General features: G+C 47.1%; 26 protein-coding genes. 8 read left to right on the plus strand and 18 right to left on the minus strand.

Features of this window, described 5'->3' with window-relative positions; genetic code table 11:
* Positions 1–163 precede the first annotated feature (163 nt).
* From ABDB91_RS08260 to tsaD, 7 genes are all read right to left on the minus strand, one after another.
* Entirely contained in the window at positions 164–1,084 is a 921-nt protein-coding gene (locus ABDB91_RS08260) for a 2Fe-2S iron-sulfur cluster-binding protein (RefSeq protein WP_347491124.1), read from the minus strand.
* A gap of 84 nt (positions 1,085–1,168) precedes the next feature.
* The gene (gene nuoF / locus ABDB91_RS08265; protein ID WP_347491125.1) at positions 1,169–3,121 is read right to left on the minus strand and encodes an NADH-quinone oxidoreductase subunit NuoF; all 1,953 of its coding nucleotides are present in this window, start codon (positions 3,119–3,121) and stop codon (positions 1,169–1,171) included.
* Between the two features lie 17 nt (positions 3,122–3,138).
* The gene (nuoE, locus tag ABDB91_RS08270) at positions 3,139–3,624 is read right to left on the minus strand and encodes an NADH-quinone oxidoreductase subunit NuoE (protein ID WP_347491126.1); all 486 of its coding nucleotides are present in this window, start codon (positions 3,622–3,624) and stop codon (positions 3,139–3,141) included.
* A gap of 159 nt (positions 3,625–3,783) precedes the next feature.
* Positions 3,784–4,365 (minus strand): 5-formyltetrahydrofolate cyclo-ligase, encoded by a 582-nt coding sequence (locus ABDB91_RS08275; RefSeq protein ID WP_347491127.1) that lies wholly within the window; start codon positions 4,363–4,365, stop codon positions 3,784–3,786.
* A gap of 313 nt (positions 4,366–4,678) precedes the next feature.
* Positions 4,679–5,110 carry an ACT domain-containing protein gene (locus ABDB91_RS08280; protein ID WP_347491128.1) on the minus strand — a complete coding sequence of 144 codons (432 nt, stop codon included), beginning with the start codon at positions 5,108–5,110 and terminating at the stop codon, positions 4,679–4,681.
* A gap of 27 nt (positions 5,111–5,137) precedes the next feature.
* Positions 5,138–5,308 carry a hypothetical protein gene (locus ABDB91_RS08285; protein WP_347491129.1) on the minus strand — a complete coding sequence of 57 codons (171 nt, stop codon included), beginning with the start codon at positions 5,306–5,308 and terminating at the stop codon, positions 5,138–5,140.
* A gap of 544 nt (positions 5,309–5,852) precedes the next feature.
* The gene (tsaD, locus tag ABDB91_RS08290) at positions 5,853–6,875 is read right to left on the minus strand and encodes a tRNA (adenosine(37)-N6)-threonylcarbamoyltransferase complex transferase subunit TsaD (RefSeq protein WP_347491130.1); all 1,023 of its coding nucleotides are present in this window, start codon (positions 6,873–6,875) and stop codon (positions 5,853–5,855) included.
* Between the two features lie 187 nt (positions 6,876–7,062).
* Here tsaD and ABDB91_RS08295 point away from each other — a divergent pair, with 187 nt between their 5' ends.
* Entirely contained in the window at positions 7,063–7,800 is a 738-nt protein-coding gene (locus tag ABDB91_RS08295) for an endonuclease/exonuclease/phosphatase family protein (protein ID WP_347491131.1), read from the plus strand.
* On the opposite strand, the gene ABDB91_RS08300 is transcribed toward ABDB91_RS08295, so the two are convergent.
* Positions 7,766–8,521: an NAD-dependent deacylase gene (locus tag ABDB91_RS08300; RefSeq protein WP_347491132.1), complete on the minus strand. Its 756-nt coding sequence runs from the start codon at positions 8,519–8,521 to the stop codon at positions 7,766–7,768. The genes ABDB91_RS08295 and ABDB91_RS08300 overlap by 35 nt on opposite strands.
* A 135-nt stretch (positions 8,522–8,656) precedes the next feature.
* Between ABDB91_RS08300 and ABDB91_RS08305 the strand changes: the two genes are divergently transcribed.
* Complete coding sequence (locus tag ABDB91_RS08305) at positions 8,657–9,091, plus strand: hypothetical protein (protein WP_347491133.1); 435 nt, start codon at positions 8,657–8,659, stop codon at positions 9,089–9,091.
* A gap of 266 nt (positions 9,092–9,357) precedes the next feature.
* Positions 9,358–11,310 carry an acetoacetate--CoA ligase gene (locus ABDB91_RS08310; protein WP_347491134.1) on the plus strand — a complete coding sequence of 651 codons (1,953 nt, stop codon included), beginning with the start codon at positions 9,358–9,360 and terminating at the stop codon, positions 11,308–11,310.
* 158 nt (positions 11,311–11,468) lie between these two features.
* On the opposite strand, the gene ABDB91_RS08315 is transcribed toward ABDB91_RS08310, so the two are convergent.
* The 8 genes from ABDB91_RS08315 to ABDB91_RS08350 form a co-directional block, all read right to left on the minus strand.
* Positions 11,469–11,717 carry a hypothetical protein gene (locus tag ABDB91_RS08315; protein ID WP_347491135.1) on the minus strand — a complete coding sequence of 83 codons (249 nt, stop codon included), beginning with the start codon at positions 11,715–11,717 and terminating at the stop codon, positions 11,469–11,471.
* Positions 11,718–11,767: 50 nt separating this feature from the next.
* The gene (locus ABDB91_RS08320; RefSeq protein ID WP_347491136.1) at positions 11,768–12,175 is read right to left on the minus strand and encodes a zinc ribbon domain-containing protein; all 408 of its coding nucleotides are present in this window, start codon (positions 12,173–12,175) and stop codon (positions 11,768–11,770) included.
* A 212-nt stretch (positions 12,176–12,387) separates the two neighbouring features.
* Positions 12,388–12,525, minus strand: coding sequence for a hypothetical protein (locus ABDB91_RS08325; RefSeq protein ID WP_347491137.1), 138 nt, complete (start codon positions 12,523–12,525; stop codon positions 12,388–12,390).
* A 34-nt stretch (positions 12,526–12,559) separates the two neighbouring features.
* A complete protein-coding gene (locus tag ABDB91_RS08330) occupies positions 12,560–12,757 on the minus strand; it encodes a hypothetical protein (RefSeq protein ID WP_347491138.1) in 198 nt (65 codons plus the stop codon).
* A 101-nt stretch (positions 12,758–12,858) separates the two neighbouring features.
* Entirely contained in the window at positions 12,859–13,797 is a 939-nt protein-coding gene (locus tag ABDB91_RS08335) for a DUF2889 domain-containing protein (RefSeq protein ID WP_347491139.1), read from the minus strand.
* Between the two features lie 369 nt (positions 13,798–14,166).
* Positions 14,167–14,463: a hypothetical protein gene (locus tag ABDB91_RS08340; RefSeq protein WP_347491140.1), complete on the minus strand. Its 297-nt coding sequence runs from the start codon at positions 14,461–14,463 to the stop codon at positions 14,167–14,169.
* Positions 14,464–14,605: 142 nt separating this feature from the next.
* Positions 14,606–14,962, minus strand: coding sequence for a spore germination protein GerW family protein (locus ABDB91_RS08345; protein WP_347491141.1), 357 nt, complete (start codon positions 14,960–14,962; stop codon positions 14,606–14,608).
* Between the two features lie 193 nt (positions 14,963–15,155).
* Positions 15,156–17,060, minus strand: coding sequence for an adenine deaminase C-terminal domain-containing protein (locus ABDB91_RS08350; RefSeq protein ID WP_347491142.1), 1,905 nt, complete (start codon positions 17,058–17,060; stop codon positions 15,156–15,158).
* 337 nt (positions 17,061–17,397) lie between these two features.
* Between ABDB91_RS08350 and ABDB91_RS08355 the strand changes: the two genes are divergently transcribed.
* The 5 genes from ABDB91_RS08355 (at position 17,398) to ABDB91_RS08375 (ending at position 21,465) form a co-directional block, all read left to right on the plus strand.
* Positions 17,398–17,790 (plus strand): hypothetical protein, encoded by a 393-nt coding sequence (locus tag ABDB91_RS08355; protein WP_347491143.1) that lies wholly within the window; start codon positions 17,398–17,400, stop codon positions 17,788–17,790.
* A gap of 153 nt (positions 17,791–17,943) precedes the next feature.
* Positions 17,944–18,192: a hypothetical protein gene (locus ABDB91_RS08360; RefSeq protein WP_347491144.1), complete on the plus strand. Its 249-nt coding sequence runs from the start codon at positions 17,944–17,946 to the stop codon at positions 18,190–18,192.
* A 473-nt stretch (positions 18,193–18,665) separates the two neighbouring features.
* Positions 18,666–20,171: a threonine synthase gene (thrC, locus tag ABDB91_RS08365; RefSeq protein ID WP_347491145.1), complete on the plus strand. Its 1,506-nt coding sequence runs from the start codon at positions 18,666–18,668 to the stop codon at positions 20,169–20,171.
* A 130-nt stretch (positions 20,172–20,301) separates the two neighbouring features.
* Positions 20,302–20,469, plus strand: a complete 168-nt coding sequence (locus ABDB91_RS08370; RefSeq protein WP_347491146.1) for a hypothetical protein — start codon at positions 20,302–20,304, stop codon at positions 20,467–20,469.
* A 453-nt stretch (positions 20,470–20,922) separates the two neighbouring features.
* On the plus strand, positions 20,923–21,465 hold the full coding sequence (locus ABDB91_RS08375; protein WP_347491565.1) for an O-acetyl-ADP-ribose deacetylase: 543 nt from the start codon (positions 20,923–20,925) through the stop codon (positions 21,463–21,465).
* Between the two features lie 91 nt (positions 21,466–21,556).
* On the opposite strand, the gene ABDB91_RS08380 is transcribed toward ABDB91_RS08375, so the two are convergent.
* Positions 21,557–22,114: a spore coat protein gene (locus tag ABDB91_RS08380; protein ID WP_347491147.1), complete on the minus strand. Its 558-nt coding sequence runs from the start codon at positions 22,112–22,114 to the stop codon at positions 21,557–21,559.
* A 148-nt stretch (positions 22,115–22,262) separates the two neighbouring features.
* Positions 22,263–25,328, minus strand: a complete 3,066-nt coding sequence (locus ABDB91_RS08385; protein ID WP_347491566.1) for an FAD-dependent oxidoreductase — start codon at positions 25,326–25,328, stop codon at positions 22,263–22,265.

Here is a 25,328-nt window from a genome sequence, read left to right on the forward strand (position 1 = left end):
AGTTTACCACTGGCAAATTACTGGTGCAAGAGTTGGGGCTTGGTATAAGACATACAGCGGTGAGAAAAATTATGAGTTGCAAAAAAAGCAGGCTAAAAGTTGTATGCTTCTAACCTGCTTTAAAAAAATAAGGTTTATTATGTCTTAGTTTTAGATTAGGTTATCATTTGACCAATTTAGATAATATATCTTCCAGACCAAGGGCCTCTGCCCAGGACACTTCAACAAACTCGCCGTCCTTTTTAAGCTGCGGGATGTGCGGTTCGTCCAGATATTTAAGCTCCAGCCCCAGCCGTCCCTTCATGCACAGGGGGCGACCGCTGCCCGGTTCTTTGGGTACAACACCGATGTTTTGGCCGTTTTTGCTCAGCACTTCAAAGGTGCAGCCGCTGTCACAGAAAGTGCAGGTGACCTCCCGGCGTTTCATTTCCCAGGTGCGCCCTTTGCCGGCCAATGGTTTCCAGGTAAGTGCGCCCACGGGGCATACAGTTACACAGCGCCCACAGTATACGCAGTCGGATTCGCCCAGGGGGGTATCCATAGCGGTAACAATTTTAGTGTTGAAACCACGATAGCCGAAATCAATAACGCTGCGTTCTTTAATGGCGTTGCAGGTGCGCACGCACCGGCCGCACAGTATGCATTTATTGGCATCCCTAATAATATAGGGGTTGGTATCGTCCAGCGGGTAGTTTTTACGCTCTCCTGTAAATCCGGATTCCTTGACGCCATAGCGGAACGCATAGTCCTGCAAGCGGCAGTCGCCGTTGCGGTCACAGGTTAGGCAGTCCTGCGGGTGGTTGGCCAACAGCAGTTCCAGTATGGTTTTGCGGGCTTCTATTACTGCAGGCGATTCGGTAAGTACCTGCATGCCTTCGCCGCATTCGGTGACGCAGGAAGCCGGCAAGTTACGCATACCCGGTATTTCCACCACGCAGATGCGGCAGGCGCCAAAGCGCGGTAAGGCGGGGTCGTGGCATAGTGTAGGTATGAATATGCCGGCTTGCCGGGCCGCGTCCAACACGGTGGTGCCTTTAGGTACTTTTATATTAATACCATTAATGGTCAGCGATACATAGGACATTCTCTTTTCCCTCCTTTTGCGCAAAAGTTAATCATCATCAATTTAACCCATTAGTGGATGAATGAACATATAGCAGTTAATTGATTACGCTTTGTAAATAGCGTCGAATTTGCAGCCCAGCAAGCATGAGCCGCACTTGATGCACTTGGTTGTGTCGATAACGTGAGGCTCTTTTTTCTCGCCTGTGATGGCCCCGGCCGGGCAGTTCTTGGCGCACTTGCCGCAGCCTTTGCATTTTTCGGGGTCGATTTTAAATACCAGAAGGGCGCTGCAGGCACCGGCAGGACATCGCTTGTCCTGGATATGAGCAATGTATTCATCTTTGAAGTAGCGCAAGGTGGATAAAATGGGGTTGGGGCAAGTCTGACCAAGCCCGCATAGCGCAGTGTTTTTAACTACTCGTCCCAGGCGTTCTAAAGAATCCAGGTCCTCCATTTTCCCTTCACCGTTGCAGATGCGGGTTAAGATTTCCAGCATGCGCTTGGTGCCTTCCCGGCAGGGGGTACACTTGCCGCAGGACTCGGACTGGGTAAAGGTGAGAAAGAACCGGGCTACGTCCACCATGCAGGTGGTTTCGTCCATGACCACCAGACCCCCCGAGCCCATCATAGCCCCGGCAGCGGTGAGAGAATCATAGTCTACCGGCAGGTCCAGGTTTTCTTCGGGAATACAGCCGCCGGACGGACCGCCAATCTGTACGGCTTTAAACTTCTTACCGTTTTGGATGCCGCCGCCGATGGTAAATATAATGTCCTTTAAGGTCATACCCATCGGTACTTCTACCAGGCCCGTATTGTTTACTTTACCCGTCAGAGCGAAGATCTTGGTGCCCTTGCTCTTTTCGGTGCCCAGCTTGGCATAGTTTTCCCCGCCGTTGCGCAATATATGGGGCACGTTGGCGTAAGTTTCCACGTTGTTCAGGTTGGTGGGCTTGCCCCACAGACCGCTTTGGGCCGGGAAGGGCGGTCTTACTCTGGGCATGCCGCGGTTGCCCTCAATAGAGGTAAGCAGCGCGGTTTCCTCTCCGCACACAAATGCACCGGCACCGGCTTTAATTTTGATATGGAAGTTAAAGCCGGAATTGAATATATTATCTCCCAATATGCCATATTGCTCGGCCTGGGCAATGGCAATTTTCAAACGCTCAATGGCCAGGGGATACTCGGCCCGCACGTAGATATAACCTTCATCGGCACCTACGGCGTAGCCGCAAATCATCATGCCTTCCAGTACGGCGTGGGGGTCGCCCTCCAGCACACTGCGGTCCATAAAAGCACCCGGGTCGCCCTCGTCGGCGTTGCAGACCACATATTTTTTATCTCCTGTCGCCTGGCGTACAAAGCCCCACTTCATACCGGTGGGGAAACCTGCACCGCCGCGGCCGCGCAGGCCGGACTTTTTCACGTCTTCAATGACCTCTTCGGGGGTCATGTCAAACAGGGCCTTCACAAAGCCGGCGTATCCATCGTTGGCGATGTATTCGGATACATTCTCGGGGTTGATGTGGCCGCAGTTATGCAGCACCATGCGCTGCTGCCTGGCGTAAAAGGGTACGTCATTATAGGTTTTAGCAAGTTCTCCGGTGGTGGGGTCTTTATAAAGCAGCCGCTCCACCACCTGGCCGCCCGCCAGGTTTTGCTCGACTATTTCCGGTACATCGCTCACATCCACTCGCACATAGAAGATCTTGTCGGGCTCTACGATCATCAGCGGGCCCTGTTCGCAGAAACCGTGGCAGCCCGTGATGGTAATTTTTACTTTATCCGTGAGGTTATGCTTTTGCAATTCTTCTTTTAATACAGCCACCAGTTTTTTTGAACCGGAAGAGGTACAGCCTGTACCGGCGCAAATGAGTATGTTTTTCTTGTCCGAACCGGCCGGCAGGTGTATGTCAGCCAGTAAATCCTGCCTTTTTTGCCGACAGGCGTCGTCGTCATGGCAAATAGGTCCTTCTTTTATGCACTTGATGAAGTCCCGGCAGGGATTTTGTGGTTCGTGGGTGCATTTGTCACAGCATTTGTCCAATAGATTGTTCAATTTGCCAGGCCTCCTTCCTACTCGTATTTTTTAACTACCGATACGGCTCTGTCCGGTGTTAAGCGGCCGTGGGTATCTTCGTTAACCATCATTACGGGGGCAAGACCACAGGCTCCCAGGCAGGCCACTGTTTCCAGCGTATAGCGCCGGTCCCCGGTGGTTTCGTTGCGGCCTACGCCCAGGTCTGTGGATACGGCGTCAAATACTTTGCCGGCGCCCCGTACGTGGCAGGCCGTACCCTGGCACATACGGATAATATTGCGTCCCCGGGGTTTTAGGTGGAACTGGGAATAAAAAGTGACTACACCGAAGGTCTTGCTAAAGGGTACGCCAATCTCTCGGGAGATTTTTTTCATCACATCTCCGGGCAGGTAACCGAATATTTCCTGGGCTTCCTGTAATAAGGGAATTAAAGCTCCTCTAAAGTTTCGGTACTTGTCGAAAACGTCTTGCAATTGTTGGTACTGGGTCTCCTGACTTTGTTCGCATTTACAAGCTGCCAAATTATTTCCCTCCTCTCATTAATGCAGGAGCATTACACTGGCCCGGGCGGTTGGTTTCCGGCCGGGTATTCGTTGGTAATGCTTCCAAAATATTTAGCGATACTGTACGTGCGGCACGAATACCGCGTAAAAGGTTGATAATTGATAATTCGCTCATTTTTAGCATTTTAGGCGAAAATCCAACACTCTTTCCTCGGTGACCAGTATGTGTATGGGTACATCGTACTCACCGGGGTAAACATTGGGTCTGACCTGAAGTTCAAAGGCCAGTGAAACCAGCGTTATGTTTTCACCGGTACGGGGCAGAAAACGATCGTAAAAGCCTCCCCCGTAGCCAAGGCGGTCTCCCGCGGTGTCGAAGGCCACTCCGGGTATGATAACCAGATCAATTTCCTTGGGGTCCACGGGACGTACACATTCGGGTTTGGGTTCTAAAATACCCCAGGTGCCCGGGGTCAAGTCATCCGGAAAACGGACTACCTGTGACGGTATAAGATTTTTATTAGTCGCGTCGGTAATAGGTACCACTAATCGCTTACCTTGCTGCAGAGCGTTTTTAATGATGGACACGGTCTGCACCTCGTTGCGAAAGTCAACATAGGCCATCACCGTGGCAGCCCGGCGATATTCGGGCAAAGCCAGCACTTTGGCGGCAATAGCAGAGCTTTTTGCCTCTATTTGCTGCAGAGGCATGGCGTTGCGTCCTGCAATCACATTCTTTCTTAATTCGTTTTTGGACACGGTAATTCCTCCAAAGATTCATTCTGTTATTAATTTTTCATCACTCAGGCAGTCTTTCCAAAACGTTGGTACTTAAAATAAGCATTGGTGGTGGGATAAGGATGACTGGAACTGTTGGTGATAAATATGGCTGGATAATTAATGTGTTATCCGGAACATATTTGTATACAATATTTCGCCGGATAGACAACAAATCCTCCCCTGTTGCGGGAGGATTTTGAAAATCGTTTCATAATTTGAATAAAATAATCGATTAAGATATTTATACATGATATGACATTTGTTATTGGATTTAAAAGTTAACTTTACACCTTTATAACTCGTACACCCGGCTGTCTGCCAGTATGCTGATGTTGTTTTTCTGTAATACTGTGATAGCTTCATCCAGTTGCTCTACTCTAAATACAACCAGGGCTGCGTTGGTTGCCTTTTGTAAAAAGGCGTACAGGTATTCAATATTGATGTTGACCTGTTGCAGTATATCCAGTACGTTTGCCAGGCCGCCGGGCTCGTCTTTTACTTCCACCGCAATGACTTCAGTAGTGCTGACGGTGAAGCCGGATTCTTTAAGTACCTGGTAAGCTGCGTCGGGATTGTTAACTATCAGCCGCAGTATACCGAAATCTGTGGTGTCGGCGATGGATAGTGCCCTGATATTAATGCTGTTGTTGCCCAGTACTCTGGTCACTTGGGCCAGGCGTCCGGATTTGTTTTCCAAAAAGACGGATATCTGTTTTACCTTCATCGGATCTGCCCCCTTTTTTGGTATTTTTTAATTTATCTTTACACCTTTAGCGTTAGGGTAAGAGAAACGATTATGATTCACAATGTCATAATAAGGAACGCTATCGTATACCCGCTGCACGGTTTTTTGCAGACGTTTTAGCTGCAGCTTCGCAAATTCTTCGCGCGGTATAGTTTCATATTTTTGTTGCCGGTACACTCTTTTTCTCCTTTCGCCACCTGATTATAAAAAGGATAGCACAACTTGATGTTAAAAAAAAGGATTTTCCTAAACTTACAAAATATCCACTGGAATAGTTTTGCAACCCACAGGTAAACCTCTGAATTGACAAGTTATTAACAGACTTATGCACAGTATCCACAGGGAAAACTTTAAATGCGCTTTTGTACTTAAACTATAAATCAGCAAAATATGTAAATTTATATAAATTGATAATCTGTAATAGCAAGGGTTTAGAGATTTATCAGACACAAAAGCTTTCATTTTAAACACAGATCTATCGATAGGCTGTGAATTTTTTTGTGGATAATCGGCGTTTTTGTGCTGTAAGCGCGGTTTCTGTAAGAAAGATTGACATACTTGGATTTAGATAAGTAATTGGGCACAAACTTTAGCTTTTTTAGCTTATTTGCCTAATTATGAAAACAGCAGAATTGAAAACACCTATACAGTAGAACAGGCAGCCCAACCTGTTTTTTTAGCAAATACATATTGAGTTTCCAATAATACTATCTACAAAAAATTAATACTTATCCTGGCCCAGCGGTAAATTAGGCACCGCATTTAATGTCAGGGGAGCGAAATCGCCTTGCTTATATTTATGATAAGCGGCACAGCCGATCATGGCTGCGTTGTCGGTACATAATACCGGCGGTGGGTAAACTACCCGCCTACCCTCCCGGGAGGCCCGGCAAGTCATTTCCTGCCTCAGTAGCTTGTTGGCTGCCACTCCGCCCGCCAGCATAATGGTATTCGTCTTATGCTGCTTGGCCGCCAGCAGTGTTTTATCAACCAGTACGTCCACTGCAGCCCGTCTGAAACTGGCTGCCACGTCGGCTTTGTTAACCGGCAGTCCTTTTTGATTGGATCGGTGCAGGTAATTTATCACTGCTGTTTTAAGACCGCTGAAACTAAAATCCAGACTATTTTCAGCAAGGTAGGCCCGGGGAAGGTTTATGGCGGTGTCGTCGCCTGAGGCAGCGAGTTCGTCAATCAGCGGCCCGCCCGGGTAACCCAGACCCAGCACTCGGGCTACTTTATCAAAGGCTTCCCCCGCGGCATCGTCCCGGGTGGCACCTAAAAGTTCATATTGGCCGAAATCGGTAATCAATACCAAATCGGTATGCCCTCCCGACACAACCAAGCAAATAACCGGGAAAGCAGGTTCAGGATCCACCAGGAAATTAGCGCTTACGTGACCTTCCAGATGGTTAACGCCAATTAATGGAATGTCCAAGCCAAAGGCAATGGCTTTAGCGGCGGCGACGCCGACCAGCAGTGCCCCCACCAGACCGGGACCGTAGGTGACGGCGATAGCGTCCAAGCTGCCAAAATCAATACCCGCCTCGTCCAGGGCCTCACGTATAACGTGGTTAATCAGCTCCAGGTGTTTGCGGGAGGCCACCTCGGGCACAACACCGCCGAATTTGCGATGTACGTCCACCTGGGAGGATATGATATTGGACCTGATGGTGGCGCCGTCTGCTAAAACAGCTGCGGAGGTTTCGTCGCAGGATGTTTCCACGCTTAATATAGTAATACTCATCTGCTTGTATTTCTCCTTTGATGCCGCCTTATGTGCGCGGTTTTATTGTTAGTAGTTTATTTATTGAAAATGTTGTTATAGAACCATTTATGTAACGCCGGGTTAACGATGCGAACATGTCGTGCAGAAATATAACCATAAATGTATAGCTTGCATAATATAGATAAAAGTGATTAAGGGTGGGCATATGAAATTACGCGTGCTTTCCTATAATATAAGAAACTGCCGTGGCCTAAATGATAAGGTCTCTCTAAAATCTGTCGCCTCTGTCATTTCGGATATACGCCCCGATATAGTAGGGCTGCAGGAAGTTGATTGTTTTAACCCCCGCAGTGGTTTGGTCGATCAGTCGGCCAGACTGGCTAAAATACTGGGCATGTACCATGTCTATGGCCCCAATGTCACCTGGGGCTGTGTGGCTCGGTTTGGTAATGCCGTATTGTCCCGTTATCCCATTATATATCACAATAATTATCCGCTGCCCAGCCGGGGTGAACAAAGGGGCTTACTCCGGGTGGGAATCAATCTCTTCGGACAACCCGTGGTTTTCTTTACTACCCACCTGGGGCTGAATCATCAAGAACGTCTGCAGCAAGTAGATAAAATTCTGCAGATTATTAACGAGGTGACCGTGCCGCTGTTACTGGTCGGCGATTTTAATGCCAAGCCCGGTGATGAGGAATTGGGTCGTTTACGAACTGTACTGCAGGCAGGTGATTTGTCCGGTGCCGGGTTGACATTTCCGGCTGATTATCCCAAATATAAAATTGATTATATTCTTTTTTCAGATCATTGGCTATTAAACGAAACCACGGTATATGCCAATCGGGCATCGGATCATTTGCCGTTGGTCGCCAATGTAAAGCTTGCCATGTGGCTTAATGATAAAATTATTCAGGCAGTGGCTTGCCCATTTCATCCATGATATCTTTGAAAACTTGGCCGGCATTATCATGGATGACTATCGCTGCCTCTTCGTCATAAGGGGTGGGGGTACGATTAATAATGATTATTTGCCTGGCCACTTCCGGCAGACCGGCCACGGGATATACGGTTAGGCTGCTGCCTGCCACCAGCATAAGCTGACAGCCCGAAATTACCTGAGTGGCCTGGTAGAAATCCTCATTCATCCGATCTTCAAACAATACAACATCCGGTCGTAAAACACCCTGACATTTAGTACAGCGGGGTGGATTGGCACCGGTTTTAAAACTATCCACCAGATAGTCAAAGCTATAGGACTCCTTGCATTCCATACAGTGGCAAGTGCGCAAGTGACCGTGTACTTCCCATACCCGGGTGGATCCGGCCCGCACGTGCAGGCTGTCGATATTTTGAGTAATTGTCCCTACTAAATGTCCCATTTTTTCCAGTTCGGCCAGCGCGTAGTGGGCGGCATTAGGCCGGGCATGGTTATAAGCGGTCCAGCGGTCCAGGTTGACGCTGTAAAAACGGGCGGGGTCTTTGCGCAACGCGGAGAGGCTGGCGGTTTTGGCCGGGTCGTGCTTTTCCCAAAGACCGGTGCCCGGGCTGCGGTAATCGGGAATGCCGCTTTCCGTACTAATTCCCGCTCCGGTAAGAGCCAGCGTTTTTTGGGATTCTCCGATTAAGCGCACTATATCTTTTATTTTTGATTTATATGACAAAAGTAATACCTCCATTTTATTGGAATACCATAATTATCATGAAAACATTTTTTATTGTCAATGTTAAACCAGGCAGGATATAGTATGGTTTTTATTGAAAAATGCAATTAATATTTACAAAAGGAGGAAGGATTTATGACTAGTTTTTTTAATAGCCTGCTAAATCGGGTTGGACTGGCTCAAAAGCTTGGAGAACAAACTAAAGAAACAACTGCTACTGCTGTGAAGGACGCAGATGCTTTTTTAAAGATTGTTGACGTTATTGATGATATGGTTACTCAAGGTGAAACCAGATTAAAAAAAATGGAAGATGATTATGCTGTAATCTATATGCTTGGTGACAGAAAGATATTGCATATTACCAAAAACGCTGATCCGCCCCGCACATTTTTTTTATATTCCGGAGCCAACCGGGCAGCTCGGGGCATGGATGTGCCCGGTTTGCGGGTGATTTCTAAAAATGAAGCCAAACAAAAAAAATACGGGTCGGTTAAGGCTGTATATACCGGAACCAACGCTGATGTGGTTAAAGATATGCTTAAAAAGATGGAAAGCGATAAGACGGCCTAATATGGTGTACAACCGGTACTGAAAAGGCGGCTGAATAAGTGCCTTCTAAGTACCGGTGTTTTAATTAGTTAGGATGTAAAATATGATAAACACATTGACGGGATCCTGATAAATAAAGCGACGCTGTAAGGGCTGCATCGGTGATTCTGTATGTTGTGTTAAGGTACAAAAAATGCCGGGTGTGAGGTGTGGTTTTTATTGGCACAGTATTTGCTTATAATATTCAGAAGATTTAATAAATTATATGGACGAGGAGGGTCATAATCATGAAAACACCGCTCTGGTCACCATCTGATGAACGCAGGCAAAAAGCCAACATGACGGTATTTATAGAATATGTCAATAAAAAATACAATCAGGATTTTACGGACTATGCTTCTTTGTATGACTGGTCGATTGAATGTTCAGCTGATTTTTGGTCGGCCATGTGGGAATTCGGTGAGGTTAAATACTCTCGCTTATACGATGATTTGGTAGTCAACCAGCAAGACATGCTGGTCTCGCGCTGGTTTCCCGGTGCGCAGCTTAACTTTGCGGAAAATCTATTGCGTTACAGGGACGCCCGGGTGGCGCTGATCTTTAAAGGTGAAGGGCAGGAACCGGTACGTATTAGTTATGCTCAGCTGTATGATCAAGTGGCCCGCCTGGCCAGCTCGCTTAAGGAAATGGGTATTGTTTCAGGTGACCGGGTAGTCGGCTTTATGCCCAATATGGCCCAGTCCGTTATTGCCATGCTGGCGGCTGCCAGTATGGGGGCGATCTGGTCCTCGTGTTCGCCTGACTTTGGTATCAAAGGCGTGCTGGACCGGTTTGGGCAGATTGAGCCCAAGGTATTGTTTACGGCCAATGGTTATTTTTACAATGGTAAGAGCCATGATTCATTGGGTCGAGTGGCCAGTATTTTAAAAGAAATACCGTCGGTGGAAAAAGTGGTGGTGGTTCCTTACACCGAGGCGCAGCCCGATTTATCAAATTTGCCTGATGCGGTGCTGTTTGATGAGTTCCTTTCCCCCGCTGTCGGGCTTTCTATAGAATTTACCCAGCTGCCTTTTGAGCACCCGCTATATATTATGTATTCCTCCGGTACCACGGGAGTACCCAAGTGTATTGTGCACGGTGCGGGGGGTACATTGCTGCAGCACCTGAAGGAGCTTAAGCTACATACCGGTCTTAAGCGTGAAGACACTATATTCTATTTCACCACCTGCGGCTGGATGATGTGGAATTGGCTGGTCAGTTCGCTGGCGTTGGGGGCTACCGTGCTGCTTTATGACGGCTCACCGTTTTATCCCGGCCCCGGCGCCATGTGGCAGCTGGCTCAGGATGAAAAGATTACGGTCTTCGGTACCAGCGCTAAATACTTGGCGGCTGTGGAAAAGGAAGGGGTTAAGCCCGGGCAATCCTATGATTTAAGTGCACTCAAGGCGATACTTTCTACCGGTTCACCACTGTCGGTGGAAAGTTTCGAGTACGTTTACCGGGATATTAAGAAGGATATCTGCCTGTCCTCTATATCAGGCGGTACTGATATTATTTCCTGCTTTGCGCTGGGCAACCCTATCGGACCGGTTTACGCGGGGGAACTGCAGTGCCGCGGCCTGGGCATGCGGGTAGAGGCTTTAGACAGCGCGGGCAAGCCGCTGATGAATCAAAAAGGAGAGCTTGCTTGCACCGCCTCCTTTCCGTCAATGCCCATTTATTTCTGGCAGGATGAAGATAATAAAAAATTTAAAAAAGCTTACTTCAGTGTGTTTCCCAATGTATGGCATCATGGCGATTATATTGAAATTACTGATACAGGCGGTGTTATTATTTACGGGCGTTCCGACGCTACTTTAAATCCCGGCGGGGTGCGTATCGGTACGGCTGAAATTTACCGGCAGGTGGAGTCGCTGGATGAAATTAAGGATAGCCTGGTGGTGGGCCAAAATTGGGACAATGATGTGCGTGTAATTTTATTTGTCAAGCTGGCGGAAAATGTGGTTCTTACAGATAGCTTGATTAAGAAGATTAGAACAACTATCCGGGAGAACACCACGCCCAGGCATGTGCCGGCGAGAATTATAGCGGTGGATGATATACCCTATACTATCAGCGGTAAAAAGGTGGAATTAGCGGTGCGCAATATTATTCACAACGAGCCCGTGGAAAACCGGGACGCGCTGGCCGATCCCACTGTTTTGGATTTATATAAGGATTTGGCGGAATTGCAAGTGTAGTTGCGTATGAAAAAAGTACTTATAGATAAAAGTGCAAAAACTAAAATTTAAAGCGTTCTGCTTTGATTATTTATATTAGATGAATCTTATAATTTAAGAATAAAAAAGTGCACCCCGGTGTCAATCCGCCGGGGTGCTAACAATAGCTATGTCCGTAACTATTTGACGTTTTCGTTTTTCAACATGAATTCCAATAGTTCAACAAAACGTTGGTTCAATATTTCCTGCACGGTTTTGCCGGATTCGGCAGCTTGCTTTTCAATAAACTGTACCTGGTGCATTAAATGTTCGTAGATAATGGTTTCTACCACTACCTCCTGTGGCTGGCCGGTTTTACGACTTAATTCATTAATCATGGCCTGGGTCTGATCAGTAAATTCCAGGGCTAATTCCCTATCTTGCTTCATTTGTAACCACCTCTCTTTCGGGGGGTTGGCTTTTATAAAATATCGGCTTATTAATCCACTATTCGTTTGCCGCAGTAACTACAATACTTGCCACCGGCCGGCAGCTCTATGCCGCAATCCGTGCAAATAGGTGCTTCCGGCTGCAGGCGACCAATCTGTTCCTCCAGCTCCTTCATTTCCTTTTCCAGTTCACGTGTGGCATCAAGTAACCTTGCCAATTCATCCGCTGCGTTGTCTTGACCCGATTGTTGCTGATAATACAATGCACCAATTCCGGCCAAGTTATTTTCCATTTCTCTTTCCAGCTTCCTTATTTCGTGCTTCGTCTTGGTTATTTCAATAAGCTCTGAGGACTTTTTGGTAATATCCTTGGCTTTCTCGCCGGCTAGACCGCTAAAATCCTTGGCCCGGTCGCCGAGCTGTTTGGCACCCTCAGCCATTTTTTGGATAAAGCCCATACAATCACCTCCGCATTATTTTATATTCTGCCGTGCTAACATACTATCCTTTTCTTTCTTATCAAACGGTTGGTAATATTTTTATGAATAATGGTTTAATATAGATACCGCCGGTCATGCCGATCGATAAGGCCGGCTTTAGTTGAGCTAACGCTTAAAGTAGTGTTGCGGTGCAGATGCAGCCTCCTAAGAAAAAAGAGCGGCGGTGCCGCTCACTTTGTGGGTTTATCCTTGGGATTGCAAATATTTGGGTTAGGTTCTACATAAACCTCCGCCGGCTTAATCCGGTAGGGTTTATAAAACTCACCGGATTCGGCAGCCCCGGTCTTTTTATTGTCGGCTCCTGCCACTTTGCTATATCCCCCCCTTGTAAGGCAACATGATTTATTTGCTGCGGGTCAGGTGGAAATGATTATGCTGGATCTTGATGGAATGCACAGCCCCGCAATCCGGACATTGCTTGGATTCTCCATCCTTATAACGAATCTCGCCGATATGTTTTTCACAGCAAGTTATTTCAATGCTGATGATTTGACAGTTGTCACGAAAGTTTATTCGGTAATCCATCCTTTTATTGTTCATTTTATCATCACCTCAATTTACCTTATTTTACCTCATGTAGAGAAATTTAAACCTTAAACCGATTGTTAAATAATTCCTGTGGCAAAAACAAATAAAATATCTCAGCCGGCATGACGATTGGCCGCCATACCAACTGAAGCAAGTGCGTCATACACAGTATCAATAATGTGTACACAGCCGTTACCCTTACCTAATAGAGCGGCTACTTGCTTTTTACTGAGACTGGTTGTGGTATGACCGGGTAATTGCTGCAGAAATACGGCGGCTTCTTTACAAATTTTATCCGGCGCACGCAGTAATGTGCCACCGGCACCGGTAATTACCATATTTTTTTCGATATCCAATTCAATGCTTAATTCGTGAAAAGAATCGCTAAATGTGGCAATAACGTGATAACTGAAATCTGGTGTTGCGTAAACTGAATATGATTTAAATCGGTTGAATAGGTTGCCGGAACGCATGTAACAAGCATAATCATCCCAGCTTTGACTGACTTTGTCAAGGTTGCTGTAATAGCGGCAGGAATTGGCATAAAACTTTTCCCAATACTTACTGTAATCGGAAGCCGAAGCAAAACCTCGTTCCTTAAATAAAAATGTTTCAGCTTGGATAATGCCGCGTATTGTTTCGGAAAACAGGGCGCGGAGAAAAGGCCCCAGACCAGCCAGCGCTTCTTTAATTGCCGGACCGCAGTTAAAGTAGGCCTCAATGCCACGCATGCCGGGGACATTTGTAATAGCTACAGGCGGGGAGTGGTTTTCCCAAGCGGCATCCATGATTTTAAAGCTAATTGGGTCCACCTGCAACCGTGTGCTAATCTCGCAGTCGGTACCGCAATACACTGTTTGAGCGTTAATATATCCGGTTTTTTGTTGCCGGAACGCATCCAACTCCGCAGCTTGAGCGCTATTTAAGTGTGCGTGCTCTCGCTGGTGCTCTGTGATTACTGCGGCATCTGTATTAACTTTAGCTTCATTACCTGGGGGAGGTGAATCAAAGCGTACAGTGGTAAGCCAGTGGCGTTGGATAACATTAATCATGGCTTCACTCCTTTGACTCATTATACCGGAAAATGAACGTTTTGTTAGTCCCTGATTTAAAAAAGTTAATGTAATTATAATTTTTTATTAACCTAACTAAGACTAATACTATGTTAAAAAAAGCACCTCGCATTCGCGAAGTGCCTGGTAATCTAATTAATGTGAATTTTTTGCTGGTTCTGCCGAGCTTTTCCCGGGTGTGGCTTTACAAATGTCATTGCAAGTGTGGCAAAGCATTTCAATGGCAAAATAATCTCTCGATATGGAATTGACAGCACCTCGTTTCTATAATGTATAATCAAAATTGAAACAGACTGTGTCGGATTATTGATCTGGTTACTTGCAGTAGTTTAATTGAGCTAAAGTTGCCTACCGGTCTGTGGTGCCTTCTTTAAGGATTGCTATGGCCTTGGCAGTAAGAACAATAGGAAAACTGCGAATATGTTGGGGACGTAGGAATGTAGCCGGTAAAAAGGCATTAGTGGAGATAAGGTTCTTATCCATCAGTATTTTGGCTAATTCTATAGCTTGTTGTTCTGAAAGTGAAAACTGGTTCATAATTTTATCCATTGCATTTTCCAAAAAAAACGTACATTTTTGGGCATTGTAAAGCTCGCGCAGTATCTTTTCCAGACGCAGGTTTTCCATGTTTATTATATCGGTCATTATAATTCTCATTCCTTTCTTGGGACATAAGAGGTCACTGAGAAAATTTCTTTCGGAGCTGAACCTTCTAATGGCAATACATGCATCACCTTGTTTTATGATTAAATGTAGTACCCTAGCTTTAATCGCGGGTCTGCTGCAGTCATTGGCTGGTCCGCCGGTTGCCCTGCTCCTCAGTATCACGTTTTATTTGTGCAGCGGATAATATTTCAGGTATCAGTGATGCCAGGTTCTCCAGTGGACTCACGGTCTGACCGGGGCGCAAGGAAAAAACATTGATGATATCTTCTTTTACGGCCACTATCGCCACCGGGTCCAGGCGAATGCCCCCGCCTCCCGCGCCCTGTTGTGAAGTGGTGCCACCGTAGGCGGTGGACACCGATATAATTGGCAACAGCGTGGTATCCTGTACTACCATAGGCTTACCCAGCACCATATCTTTGCATGAGGTTTGCTCCATCCCGGACAAAATGCCTGTCAATTTTCCACTATGCAGCATAATTGTAATACCTGATCCAAAAAAAACTAACTGATTTTTCGCGTAAATATATTCAGCTAGATTTCTTGACCAGGCTTTCGCTCCTTTCGTGCCAACGTAAAAGATATAAGGTATAATCCATATCTGCTCATAATTTTATAAATTAAGGCCCCAAATTGATCGTATAAGGCTAGTATACCAGCATTTTGGCAAATTACAAACTTCTGCCTGTCTTTTTCACCGGTACCAGTAGCTTTTTATCTTTTACGGATAACACGCCACTTGGAGACAGACGCAGCTCGGGCAAGTGAGTGGCGGATAGGAATAATAGCGTATATAGTAAGTCGTAATGGACGTGTCCCCGTTCAGCCAGCAGTTTGTAGAGTGTACTACAGCGGTCAATTAATTTATCTACGGGTGATGGACTCATAATGCCGCCCAACGGCAGAGGCAACTCATAGATGATGCTGCCTTTTTCCGTTACTACCAGACCGCCGCCCATATCATACATGCGCTCAATGGCTTGCAGCATGCAGACCGGGTCATTGCCCAGGGTCAGTATGTCACCGGTGATGGTATTGGAGCAGGCCAGTCCATCCAGGCTATCAGCGAAGTTGCTCAGTAGACCATTGGTTACCCAATTTCCCTCTCGGTTTAAAAGGGCGGCATAAACAATATTCCGGTGCTCCGATATGTCTAAATAACCGTTTTCTACAGGTAGTTCTATGTCGCGTCGCCGGGTTATTACCGGGTTGATCAGGTGCATTACGGGAAAAATAGCTGTTGATGCAATAAGTTGCATATCCTTTTCGTGTGTCGGATGCTTTTCTTTTTGTGTCCTTTCTCTTACCTCAAGTGCAGTCTCATTTATTATACACTCTTTATGTGGGACTTCACTTACCACGGGGATCAGATCGTGCGGGGTTAACTTGGCAGCGGAGCCTGCTACAGGTTTTATGTGGTAGTGCCGCCAATTGGGCTGTGGAAGCTCCACTAGTAACCGGTTGTTGTCGGCCATCCACCGGCCTTCGGCCAGCACCTTAACGGGTGTGGGGTTGGTGAGGTCAGACAAGAACAATATATCAGCCAGGCGACCCGGAGCAATACCACCCAATTCATCGTCCATATCGTAGTAAACAGCCGGATTCAGTGTAGCCGCGCGGTAGGCATCCACCGGAGGCAGTCCGGCTTGCATGGCTAAACGCAAAATAGCATCGGTAAAGCCATGCCGCATGGTGGGCGGTGTTACGCCATCGGTAGTGATCATAATCCGGGATAGGTTAACACCCGAAGCCAGTAATTCTTGGATTAACCGGGGCAGGTCGGGGCGCAGCGAACTATGTCGCAGTGTAGCGTACATGCCTAGTCGCAGTCGGCGCAGCGCCTCTTCCCCGGTGATACTCTCGTGGTCCGCTGTTATACCTCCGGCAGCCAGCGCATTCAGAGTCTTAACGGATGCCCCGGGCGCGTGTCCTTCCACCCTTTTGCCCAGCCGGCCCGCCGTGAGGATATTGTCCAGCATTTGCTCTTGTCCCGCTATCAGCGACGGCCAGTCGGTCAACTCACCCACCTGCCGGGCCAGTGGCGTATTCAGCAACCGCTCAACAGTCTGCGGGTCAAAACGTTCCATCCTGCGCCGGGAATAGGTCTGAGGGTCCAGGCGCACGCTCCACAATAATTTTACGGGCAGTGTGGCGAATTCCTGCCACAGCTCGGCCAGCTTGGTGTCGTTCATGTTCATAAAGAAAAATAAGTTATCACACACCAGCGTGGTGGTACCCAGGGTCATCACCTTTTCTGCAAGGGTAATCGGGTTATATGTTTGAAAGGGATGGGCATGCGGTTCGATATAACCCGGGCAAAGGTACTGTCCCTTAGCGCTGTGAACTTCTGTGCCTTCACCAATCATGCTGTCGGAGCTGCCTACGTAGGCAATATGCCTGCCTTTCACTGCCACATTGGCGGTCAGCAATTCTCCGGTGTATACATTTATTACTGTGCCGTCTTTTATAAAAAGGTCCGCCGGGGTGCTGCCCCGGGCGGTGGCAATTAAATCATATAACTTGGACCTGCTTAGCGGGCGCAGCTTATGACTGCTTTTTTTCAGGCTGTTTTGCATAAATAAAACCCAGCAAAGTAAATATTCCCGACGATCGTAGGAAAAATATGCTGGTTTACCTCCTTTTCTATTGCAAGATTGAAATCGGCTATTTAAAAACCGGATTTCATTCCACTGATCGGATGCTGCTCTGCTTTATTAAATTTGATGGAAAATCCCTCGGCTTTAATTAGTTTCTTTTGCAGGATCTGCTAAACAATTATAACACTCCTTCGCTGTTATTTGCCAGAATATTAAGCAAACGATTAAAAGTAAGCCGGTTTTTAATGTATTAAATCTACCCAAATTGTCAATTAATAATGTACAATAGAAAATAGATTTTAATGGAGGACAGAACATGCAGACAGCCAATATATTGGAATTTCCCACTACCGATGATCAGCATGTCATGAGGGCCGCCGTAGACACTTTTTTATTTACTCAAACCGGTAAGACCAGGGAGATAATGCTGAAGACTATACGGGCCATACTGGACCGTTACCATATCACCAAATTTAGCTTTGCTGATTATTATGTATACGCTGCCAAGGAGTCCAGATGGTCATTAATTAAAGCTAAAAATGTTATTAATGGAGATAAATGTCCCGGCTGTGGCGATTGTATATATACATACAAAAGCAGTGTGCGTATTTTAAGCATCGAGGAAAATTTGCGTTATCACTATGTAACCTACGGCTGTCGCTGCGGGCAGGTGTTTGGTAAATGGGAACCTGCTGCGGGCGAAGAGTAATAACGAAAGCAGTTAGATATAATAATATTTAGTATATAGACATCCATGCCGCTAACGCGGCACCAGCAGAAGGATGAAAATTACCTGCTGCTATTTTCAGGATAAGTGAATAGGACAATCATATTCCGGCATCGAAAGGAGCGGTGTTCTCTATTGTCCGAAGTAAGGGTTATCCGGTCAAATAATGGTGCGGGGCGGGATGATAAAACAGTGTATATAGATAATACACCGAATATAGGGGATATTTCCGGAGAGGTGTTTTTAACAAATATTGAACAGGCGATAGATGAATGCCGTGGATTGTTAAACCAGGGCTACCGCCTTACATCCTTTTGGACAGATCAGGACAAAGGTGTTGAGTTTGTTTTAAGGCCGAATCCCAACAAGATCAAAAAATTATAAAAATATGGCTGTAAAGGATTGATATTATGCATTTGGATTGGCAGCGCAACTTGAGCAATACCGATAGAATTATTAGGAGTATAATTGGACTTTTCTTGGTTGGGCTTGTTTTAACAAAGGTGCTGACCGGAGTCTGGGCGGTTTTAGCGGTAATATTCGCCTTATCTCAATTTATCGAAGCGTTTTTTGCTTACTGATTTGTCTATGACCTTTTGGGTTGGTCAACCCTTAAAAGACAAACCGGTGTTTAATGCTGTCGGATGTGTTTGTAACCGTATACTGTCAGGACCGTATAGATACGAACAGTCGGTGATTCCCTATAATGCGAATTACCGGCTATTTATATGGGCCAATAGTGCGATTATGGATATGGATGAACGCATTAAGGTTCTTTAACTTAATTGACTGTAATAGTTCTTTTGTTGTTTAATGTAATAAGGATATAAGCAATTAATTGGCGGGAGGAGTTATTTATGTTATATACAAGCACCAGAGGAGAATACGGGCCGCTGCCCGCCGCAGAGGCTATTAAACTGGGTATTGCTCCCGACAGTGGGTTATTTGTGCCTACTGAGCGGGTAATGATGTCTATGAAAGATATTCAGGATATGGTTGGCATGTCCTATCAGCAGCGGGCTGATAAAATACTTGGACCTTATTTGACTGACTTTGCCTCGAACGAAATTCGCTGCTCAATAGACCATGCCTACAATGCGAACAGCTTCGATCACCCCGAGGTGGCTCCGCTGGCTGAATTGGACACAAGGCTGAGTGTGCTGGAACTTTGGCATGGGCCAACCTGTGCATTTAAGGATATGGCTTTGCAAATACTGCCCCACTTACTGGTAACATCTATGCAAAAAACAGGGGAGAGTGCGGGTATTCTCATACTGGTGGCTACTTCGGGCGATACCGGCAAGGCCGCGCTGGAAGGCTTTAAAGATGTGCCCCGCACCGCTATCATGGTATTTTACCCGGAAAAAGGGGTCAGTGAAGTACAAAAAATGCAAATGGTTACTCAGGAGGGCGGAAATGTAGGCGTTTATGCCGTTCGGGGCAATTTTGACGATACCCAGAGCGGTGTTAAGGCTATATTTGGCGACGTAGCTATGCAGCAGGCCGTTGCAGAGTGCGGCTATAAGTTTTCCTCAGCTAATTCTATCAACTGGGGACGTTTGGCGCCCCAGATAGTATATTATTTCTCGGCTTACGCGGATCTTGTAAGACGGGGACATGTGCAGTTTGGCGAGGCCGTTAACTTCGTGGTGCCCACGGGCAATTTCGGCAATATACTGGCAGGGTTTTACGCCAGGCAGATGGGCTTGCCCGTGCATCGGTTGGTATGCGCCGCTAACGAAAATAATGTGCTCACTGATTTCATTGCCAGCGGCATTTATGATCGCAATCGCGATTTTAAACGAACCATCTCCCCCTCCATGGACATACTTATCTCCAGTAATCTGGAGCGCTTGCTTTATGAGCTTACCGGTCATGACGCGTCCAAGGTGCGGCAGTGGATGGCCGATCTTGCGGCTAAAGGTCGTTATACGGTGGATGACAGCACGCGGGAGCAGATACAGGCACTGTTCTGGTCGGACTACGCCGACGATGCCGCTACTATGTCATCCATCAAAGAAACCCATCGCCGGTACGGTTATGTGGTGGATACTCACACGGCGGTGGGACTGCATGTGTATGACCTTTACCGCCATAGTACCGGTGATGACCGGCCCACCGTGGTGTTGTCCACGGCCAGCCCATTTAAATTTAACGCCAGCGTGGCTAAGGCGCTGCTGGGCGAGGAACGTACAGCGGGCCGGGACGAGTTTGCACTGCTGCAGATGCTGTCTGATTTCAGCGGTCTGCCCGTACCTTCGGGCCTTAGCGGACTTGCCGAGCGCCGGATAAGACATCTTACCGTGGCAGACCGTGAACAGATGCCCGGGGCGGTACTGGAATTTGTAAAACAAAGGCGGTAATAACGGACCAGCTGATGTTTGGTATTGGTCTTACGAGATAAAAATGACCGGTATATATAGTGTTAGCCGCTGTCCATGAGACTTCGGGCAGCGACTGTAAGTCTTACTATTAATGCAGGGCGGGATAAAAATGAGTAAAACTTTTTTCCCAATGATACTGACTGTGTTTGCGTCGGTGACTGTGTATTACCTTTTAGCCACCGAGGCAGGCCTTTCGGAGAATTTAAGTATGACCGGCGGCGTTGCCGTGGGGGTGCTGGGCGCCGTGGCCGCCAGAAAAATTATAAAGGGCAAATAAGAGGCGGTGGTTGGAGTTGCCGGTACTGCTCTTTCACATACCATTTACCTTCAATTTGGGTTAACATTTCATGTGCGTCGTTGATTGGCAGGAAGGCCCAACCCTGGGCCTTTTTTGTATCGCACAGTCAAGCCCATTCTTTCATTAAGAGCGGCTGGTTAAAATGGTTGGTCACCCAAATTTCGCCTGTTTCAGGCTTGTATAATACCCCTTTGATATCTGATCTGTTTTCATGCATTTGTTGGTCACTTCCTTTCTAGCCTCGACTAGCCTAATTGTATAATTATCTGTTGTTCAAGTAAATACAATTTCGGCTGCATATGGGAAAATATATGGCAGATATGTAAGATATAGGGCGTTATCGGGGATTAAGATTGGAAAACCATTCTTATGAGTGAGCCCTAAATAAATATAGATGGTCAAGATTGTAAAGGAGGTAAGAAAATGCAGTTTATGCTTAACAAAACCCGGGTGGAAATTATACGCGGTGATATTACCGGGCAGGATACCGAGGCTGTCGTAAATGCGGCTAATTCCAGCCTGCTGGGAGGTGGCGGTGTGGATGGCGCCATTCATCGTGCCGGTGGTCCGCAGATACTTGAGGAATGTAAGATAATCAGAGCCCGTCAGGGTGGCTGTCCTACAGGCCAGGCGATAATCACCGGCGGGGGTAATTTATCCGCACGCTATGTTATTCACACCGTAGGACCGGTGTGGCATGGAGGCAACTACAATGAGGCGGCTCTGCTGAGGGATGCCTATAACAATTGCCTGCAGTTGGCGCGGGAAATAGGAATTAAAAGCATTGCTTTCCCTTCCATCAGCACGGGGGCCTACCGCTACCCTATTGACCAAGCGGCGGCTATCGCAGCAGCTGTGGTGCGTGAATTTGCGCGTGAATATGTTCCGCCTGAGCTAATCCGCTTTGTGTTGTTCAGTGAACGGGATATGACTGCTTATATGGCCGCCTGGGATAATGAATCTAAGCGTGGTTGATATTGTCTTTTGTTTTAGATAGGAGAAGCTGCTTGGAGCGGGTAAAAAAGGACAGCGGCAAAGTTGGCTGTCCTTTTTTTTGGGTTCGGTTTTAGCTAAGCTGTGGTATTTGCGCCATACCAAATGTATTAATCATAGTGTTGGTGGTCATTGGTTTCATGGTCGGTACCTGGTACATGCCTTTTTGATTCATGTAATTCCACACCTCAAAGGACTGTTCACTGCAGTTTATAGCACCCTGCTGGAGCATTCTTCTTAAAGTGGGGTCGGCAAATTCCAATGACGCCATCATTTTGAGGTTGGCGGATGCTTTATGGCAACCCAGCATACCGCTGGCTACATCCCTATCGTCCATTTCGTCAGGTGAAATATTGGGTGCATTAGGTGAGGGGTTTTTTAATCCATACGCCGGAGAAGTATTTTTAACCCTGCGGTAGGGAACTGCTTCACTTCTTTTCTGCTGCTGCACGGTCTGCACCATATTGTTATATTCCTGGGTCATAAAACCTATTTGATTGTCTAATACTGTACGCAGCTGCGGATCTTGCACATGGGGACGGTAAAGATGAAATTGGTTGATACCGTCAATAGTATCTGTTAAAACTTCATGCAATTGCATAATCTCGTGTGCTCCCAGTTCTGCGGCCATTATAACCCTCCTTATTATTAGATTGTATTTATATTTGCCCGGTAGACTTGCTGAAATGCTATGAAAATAACGGTAAATAAATAGAAAAAATCCCCCCGTAGTGGGAGGAATTTTAATATATCAAATAAAATCATTGCCGATCGCGAATTTACGGCTGGGGTTGGTTAAATATGCCCCGTACTTGAGCAGTTAGCTGTTTATGGCTGTAGCTTTGCAGAGTAATAGCCTTGTTGGGGCACTCGCCGGCGCAGGTACCACAGCCCTGACAAACGACCGCCTCTATTTCAGCCACATGATTTTCATTAATGCGCGGTGCCTTGAAGGGGCATAGCCTCACGCAGGTCAGACAAGCTGCGCAAAGGTCCGGGTTAACCACCGCTACCACGCTGCTGGATTCCAGCTTGTCGTGGCTTAAAATACTGGTGGCCCGGCCTGCGGCCGCTTTGGCCTGGGCAATGCTTTCATCAATGGACTTGGGACCATGAGCCAGTCCGCACATATAAATACCGTCGGCGGAAAAGTCTACCGGGCGCAGCTTCATGTGGGCTTCCTGGAAGAAATTATCCGGATTCAGGGACACTTTAAACAGCTGCGATATGTGCATATTGGACTCGGACGGTACGATAGGCGCGGCCAGAGTGAGTATATCGGTTTCAATATCATATGTTTCGCCCATAATATGATCGGTAGCGGTCACTCGCAGCTTGTTCTGGCCGTCTACGCTTACCAGCTCTACTTTAGGCTTATTATCCACATCGTAGCGGAAGAAGATTACACCCTTGGCCCGGGCCTCCCGATAATAGTCCTCATAGAAGCTGTAGGTACGGATATCCCGGTACAGTACAATAATGGAAGCATCGGGGTTTATTTCTTTTATTTTTAAAGCCAGTTTCATTGTCTTGGTACAGCAAATGCGGCTGCAGTAAGGCCGATTTTCCTCCCGGGAACCCACGCACTGGATCATTACGAAATTCTCGGCTGATTTGATCCGGGGGTCGTTATTAGCGATGGCCTCGTCCAGCTCAAGCTGGGTCATGACCCGGTTATCTTCGCCGTAAAGATATTCGGTGGGCTTGGACTCATCACCACCGGTGGCAATGATGGAAACACCATGCTCCAACACCTGCCCGGTGGTCAGCTTGGTTTTAAAATTGCCGGTATAACCGGATACCTCTTCTATATCAGTGTTTGTATATAAATTAATGCTCGGGTTGTTTTCTACATTGTTAATTAACTGCTGCACAAAGGAAGGTATGTTTTCGCCGTTAAACCCTTCATGAATACGCAGTGCCATACCGCCCAGCCGGTCGCTTTTTTCCAGTAGATGCACACTATAGCCCTGGTCCACCAAGCTTAGTGCTGAAGTCATACCGGACACGCCGCCGCCGATTATCAGTGCGGTGTTTGTTACGCCAACCGTCACATTTTTAGCTGCACACAGTGTGGCTGCCTTGGCCACGGCCGCACTTACCAAATCTTTGGCTTTAATGGTAGCTATTTCAGGCTGCTTCTGGTGTACCCAGGAACATTGGTCACGGATATTGGCCATTTCAAACAAAGCGGCGTTTAATCCCGCTTCCTTCATGGTCTCCTGGAACAGTGGCTTGTGGGTGCGGACACTACAGGAGGCTACTACAATGCGGTTAAGCTTGTGTTCCGCGATTAGATCCTTCATGGCCGCCTGGCTGTCCTGGGCACAGGCATACAGAGTATTGGTGGCGTAAACCACGTAAGGCAGTTTTTTCACATGCTCTACCACAGCGGGTACATCCACTACACTGGCGATGTTAATTCCGCAGTGACAGATAAACACTCCGATACGCGGTTCTTCCTCGCTGACATCTCTTTCCGCGGGGAATTCCATTTCGGTTACTTCGGTATTGCGCACCGAGGACAATAAAGCCGCAGTGTCTCCGGCGGCTGCGCTGGCCTGCATTACAGTCTCGGGTATATCTCTTGGACCGCTGAATACACCGGCTACGTAAATCCCTTCACGGGAAGTTTGCACGCCGGACAGTTCCTTGAGCTGGCAGAAATTGTAGTCGTTTAGTTCAATACCCAATATCCCGGCCAGACCCACGGCATCCTGTGAGGGTTTAAGGCCCACGGACAGTACCAGCATTTCAAAATCTTCTTCTTGCATACCTTCCGGAGTGCGATAGCGTACCCGTAATTCCTTGGTTTTGGGCAGTTCCTTCACCGATGAAATCATGCTCTTGATGTAATGCACATTATATTGGTCCTGGGCCCGGTTGTAATACTTCTCGTAGTCTTTACCGAAGGCTCGAATGTCCATATTGAAAATGGTGCAATCAAGACCAGGCACGTGTTCTTTGGCAATAACGGCCTCTTTGGTGGCGTACATACAGCACACTGAAGAGCAATAGCCGTTGCACAAAGATACATCCCTGGAACCTACACACTGAATAAAGGCAATTTTCTTGGGGGTGTTGCCGCCGGCTGTTTGCACGTGACCTTCGTATGGGCCCGAGGCGCTCAGCATGCGTTCAAACTGCAGACTGGTGAGCACATTTTCATACACACCAAAGCCGTATTCACCCCGCAACTGGGCGTTAAATAAATCATAGCCCGGGCACATTATTATCGCGCCAACATTTAAGGAAACTATTTCTTCCTGCATGTTATGATCAATGGCATTGGACTGACAGACCTTGATACACTTACCGCAGGCTTTGGGGTTTTTCATTTTCAAACATTTAGTGGCGTCAATCATGTAGGCGTTGGGATACGCCTGGGGATAAAGCTTGTAGATGGCTTTGCGGTTACCCAGATTTTGGTTGAAGTCATCGGATACTTTTACCGGACAAGCCTCGGCGCAAGAGCCGCATCCCACACATTTGTCGAGGTCCACGTAGCGGGGCCGCTTTTTAACTTGTACAGTGAAGTCGCCGGCTTCTCCGGAAAGACCAATTACATCAGAACAGGTCAATACATCTATATTGCGGTGGCGGCCGCATTCCACCAGCTTGGGCGATAGGATACACATGGAGCAGTCATTGGTGGGGAAGGTTTTGTCCAGCATAGGCATACGTCCGCCGATAGCCGGTGATTTTTCCACGATATATACCTTGTACCCCACCTCCGCCAGGTCCAGGGCGGACTGCATACCGCTGATGCCCGCGCCGACAATCAGCACGGAGCCAACTTTTTTGCCGCTATTTTTGCGATCGGAATTGTTATTATTCACAATCAG

It is taken from the genome of Desulfoscipio sp. XC116 (genome assembly GCF_039851975.1).
In the GTDB taxonomy this organism is placed as follows: Bacteria; Bacillota; Desulfotomaculia; order Desulfotomaculales; family Desulfallaceae; genus Sporotomaculum.

Coding starts and splice junctions, on each gene's coding strand:
- ABDB91_RS08260 (WP_347491124.1), bottom strand. CDS start 1,084: ATGTCCTATGTATCGCTGACCATTAATGGTATTAATATAAAAGTACCT.
- ABDB91_RS08280 (WP_347491128.1), bottom strand. CDS start 5,110: ATGAAGGTAAAACAGATATCCGTCTTTTTGGAAAACAAATCCGGACGC.
- tsaD (WP_347491130.1), bottom strand. CDS start 6,875: ATGAGTATTACTATATTAAGCGTGGAAACATCCTGCGACGAAACCTCC.
- ABDB91_RS08295 (WP_347491131.1), top strand. CDS start 7,063: ATGAAATTACGCGTGCTTTCCTATAATATAAGAAACTGCCGTGGCCTA.
- ABDB91_RS08305 (WP_347491133.1), top strand. CDS start 8,657: ATGACTAGTTTTTTTAATAGCCTGCTAAATCGGGTTGGACTGGCTCAA.
- ABDB91_RS08310 (WP_347491134.1), top strand. CDS start 9,358: ATGAAAACACCGCTCTGGTCACCATCTGATGAACGCAGGCAAAAAGCC.
- ABDB91_RS08315 (WP_347491135.1), bottom strand. CDS start 11,717: ATGAAGCAAGATAGGGAATTAGCCCTGGAATTTACTGATCAGACCCAG.
- ABDB91_RS08320 (WP_347491136.1), bottom strand. CDS start 12,175: ATGGGCTTTATCCAAAAAATGGCTGAGGGTGCCAAACAGCTCGGCGAC.
- ABDB91_RS08330 (WP_347491138.1), bottom strand. CDS start 12,757: ATGAACAATAAAAGGATGGATTACCGAATAAACTTTCGTGACAACTGT.
- ABDB91_RS08335 (WP_347491139.1), bottom strand. CDS start 13,797: ATGATTAATGTTATCCAACGCCACTGGCTTACCACTGTACGCTTTGAT.
- ABDB91_RS08340 (WP_347491140.1), bottom strand. CDS start 14,463: ATGACCGATATAATAAACATGGAAAACCTGCGTCTGGAAAAGATACTG.
- ABDB91_RS08345 (WP_347491141.1), bottom strand. CDS start 14,962: ATGCTGCATAGTGGAAAATTGACAGGCATTTTGTCCGGGATGGAGCAA.
- ABDB91_RS08350 (WP_347491142.1), bottom strand. CDS start 17,060: ATGCAAAACAGCCTGAAAAAAAGCAGTCATAAGCTGCGCCCGCTAAGC.
- ABDB91_RS08355 (WP_347491143.1), top strand. CDS start 17,398: ATGCAGACAGCCAATATATTGGAATTTCCCACTACCGATGATCAGCAT.
- thrC (WP_347491145.1), top strand. CDS start 18,666: ATGTTATATACAAGCACCAGAGGAGAATACGGGCCGCTGCCCGCCGCA.
- ABDB91_RS08370 (WP_347491146.1), top strand. CDS start 20,302: ATGAGTAAAACTTTTTTCCCAATGATACTGACTGTGTTTGCGTCGGTG.
- ABDB91_RS08375 (WP_347491565.1), top strand. CDS start 20,923: ATGCTTAACAAAACCCGGGTGGAAATTATACGCGGTGATATTACCGGG.
- ABDB91_RS08380 (WP_347491147.1), bottom strand. CDS start 22,114: ATGGCCGCAGAACTGGGAGCACACGAGATTATGCAATTGCATGAAGTT.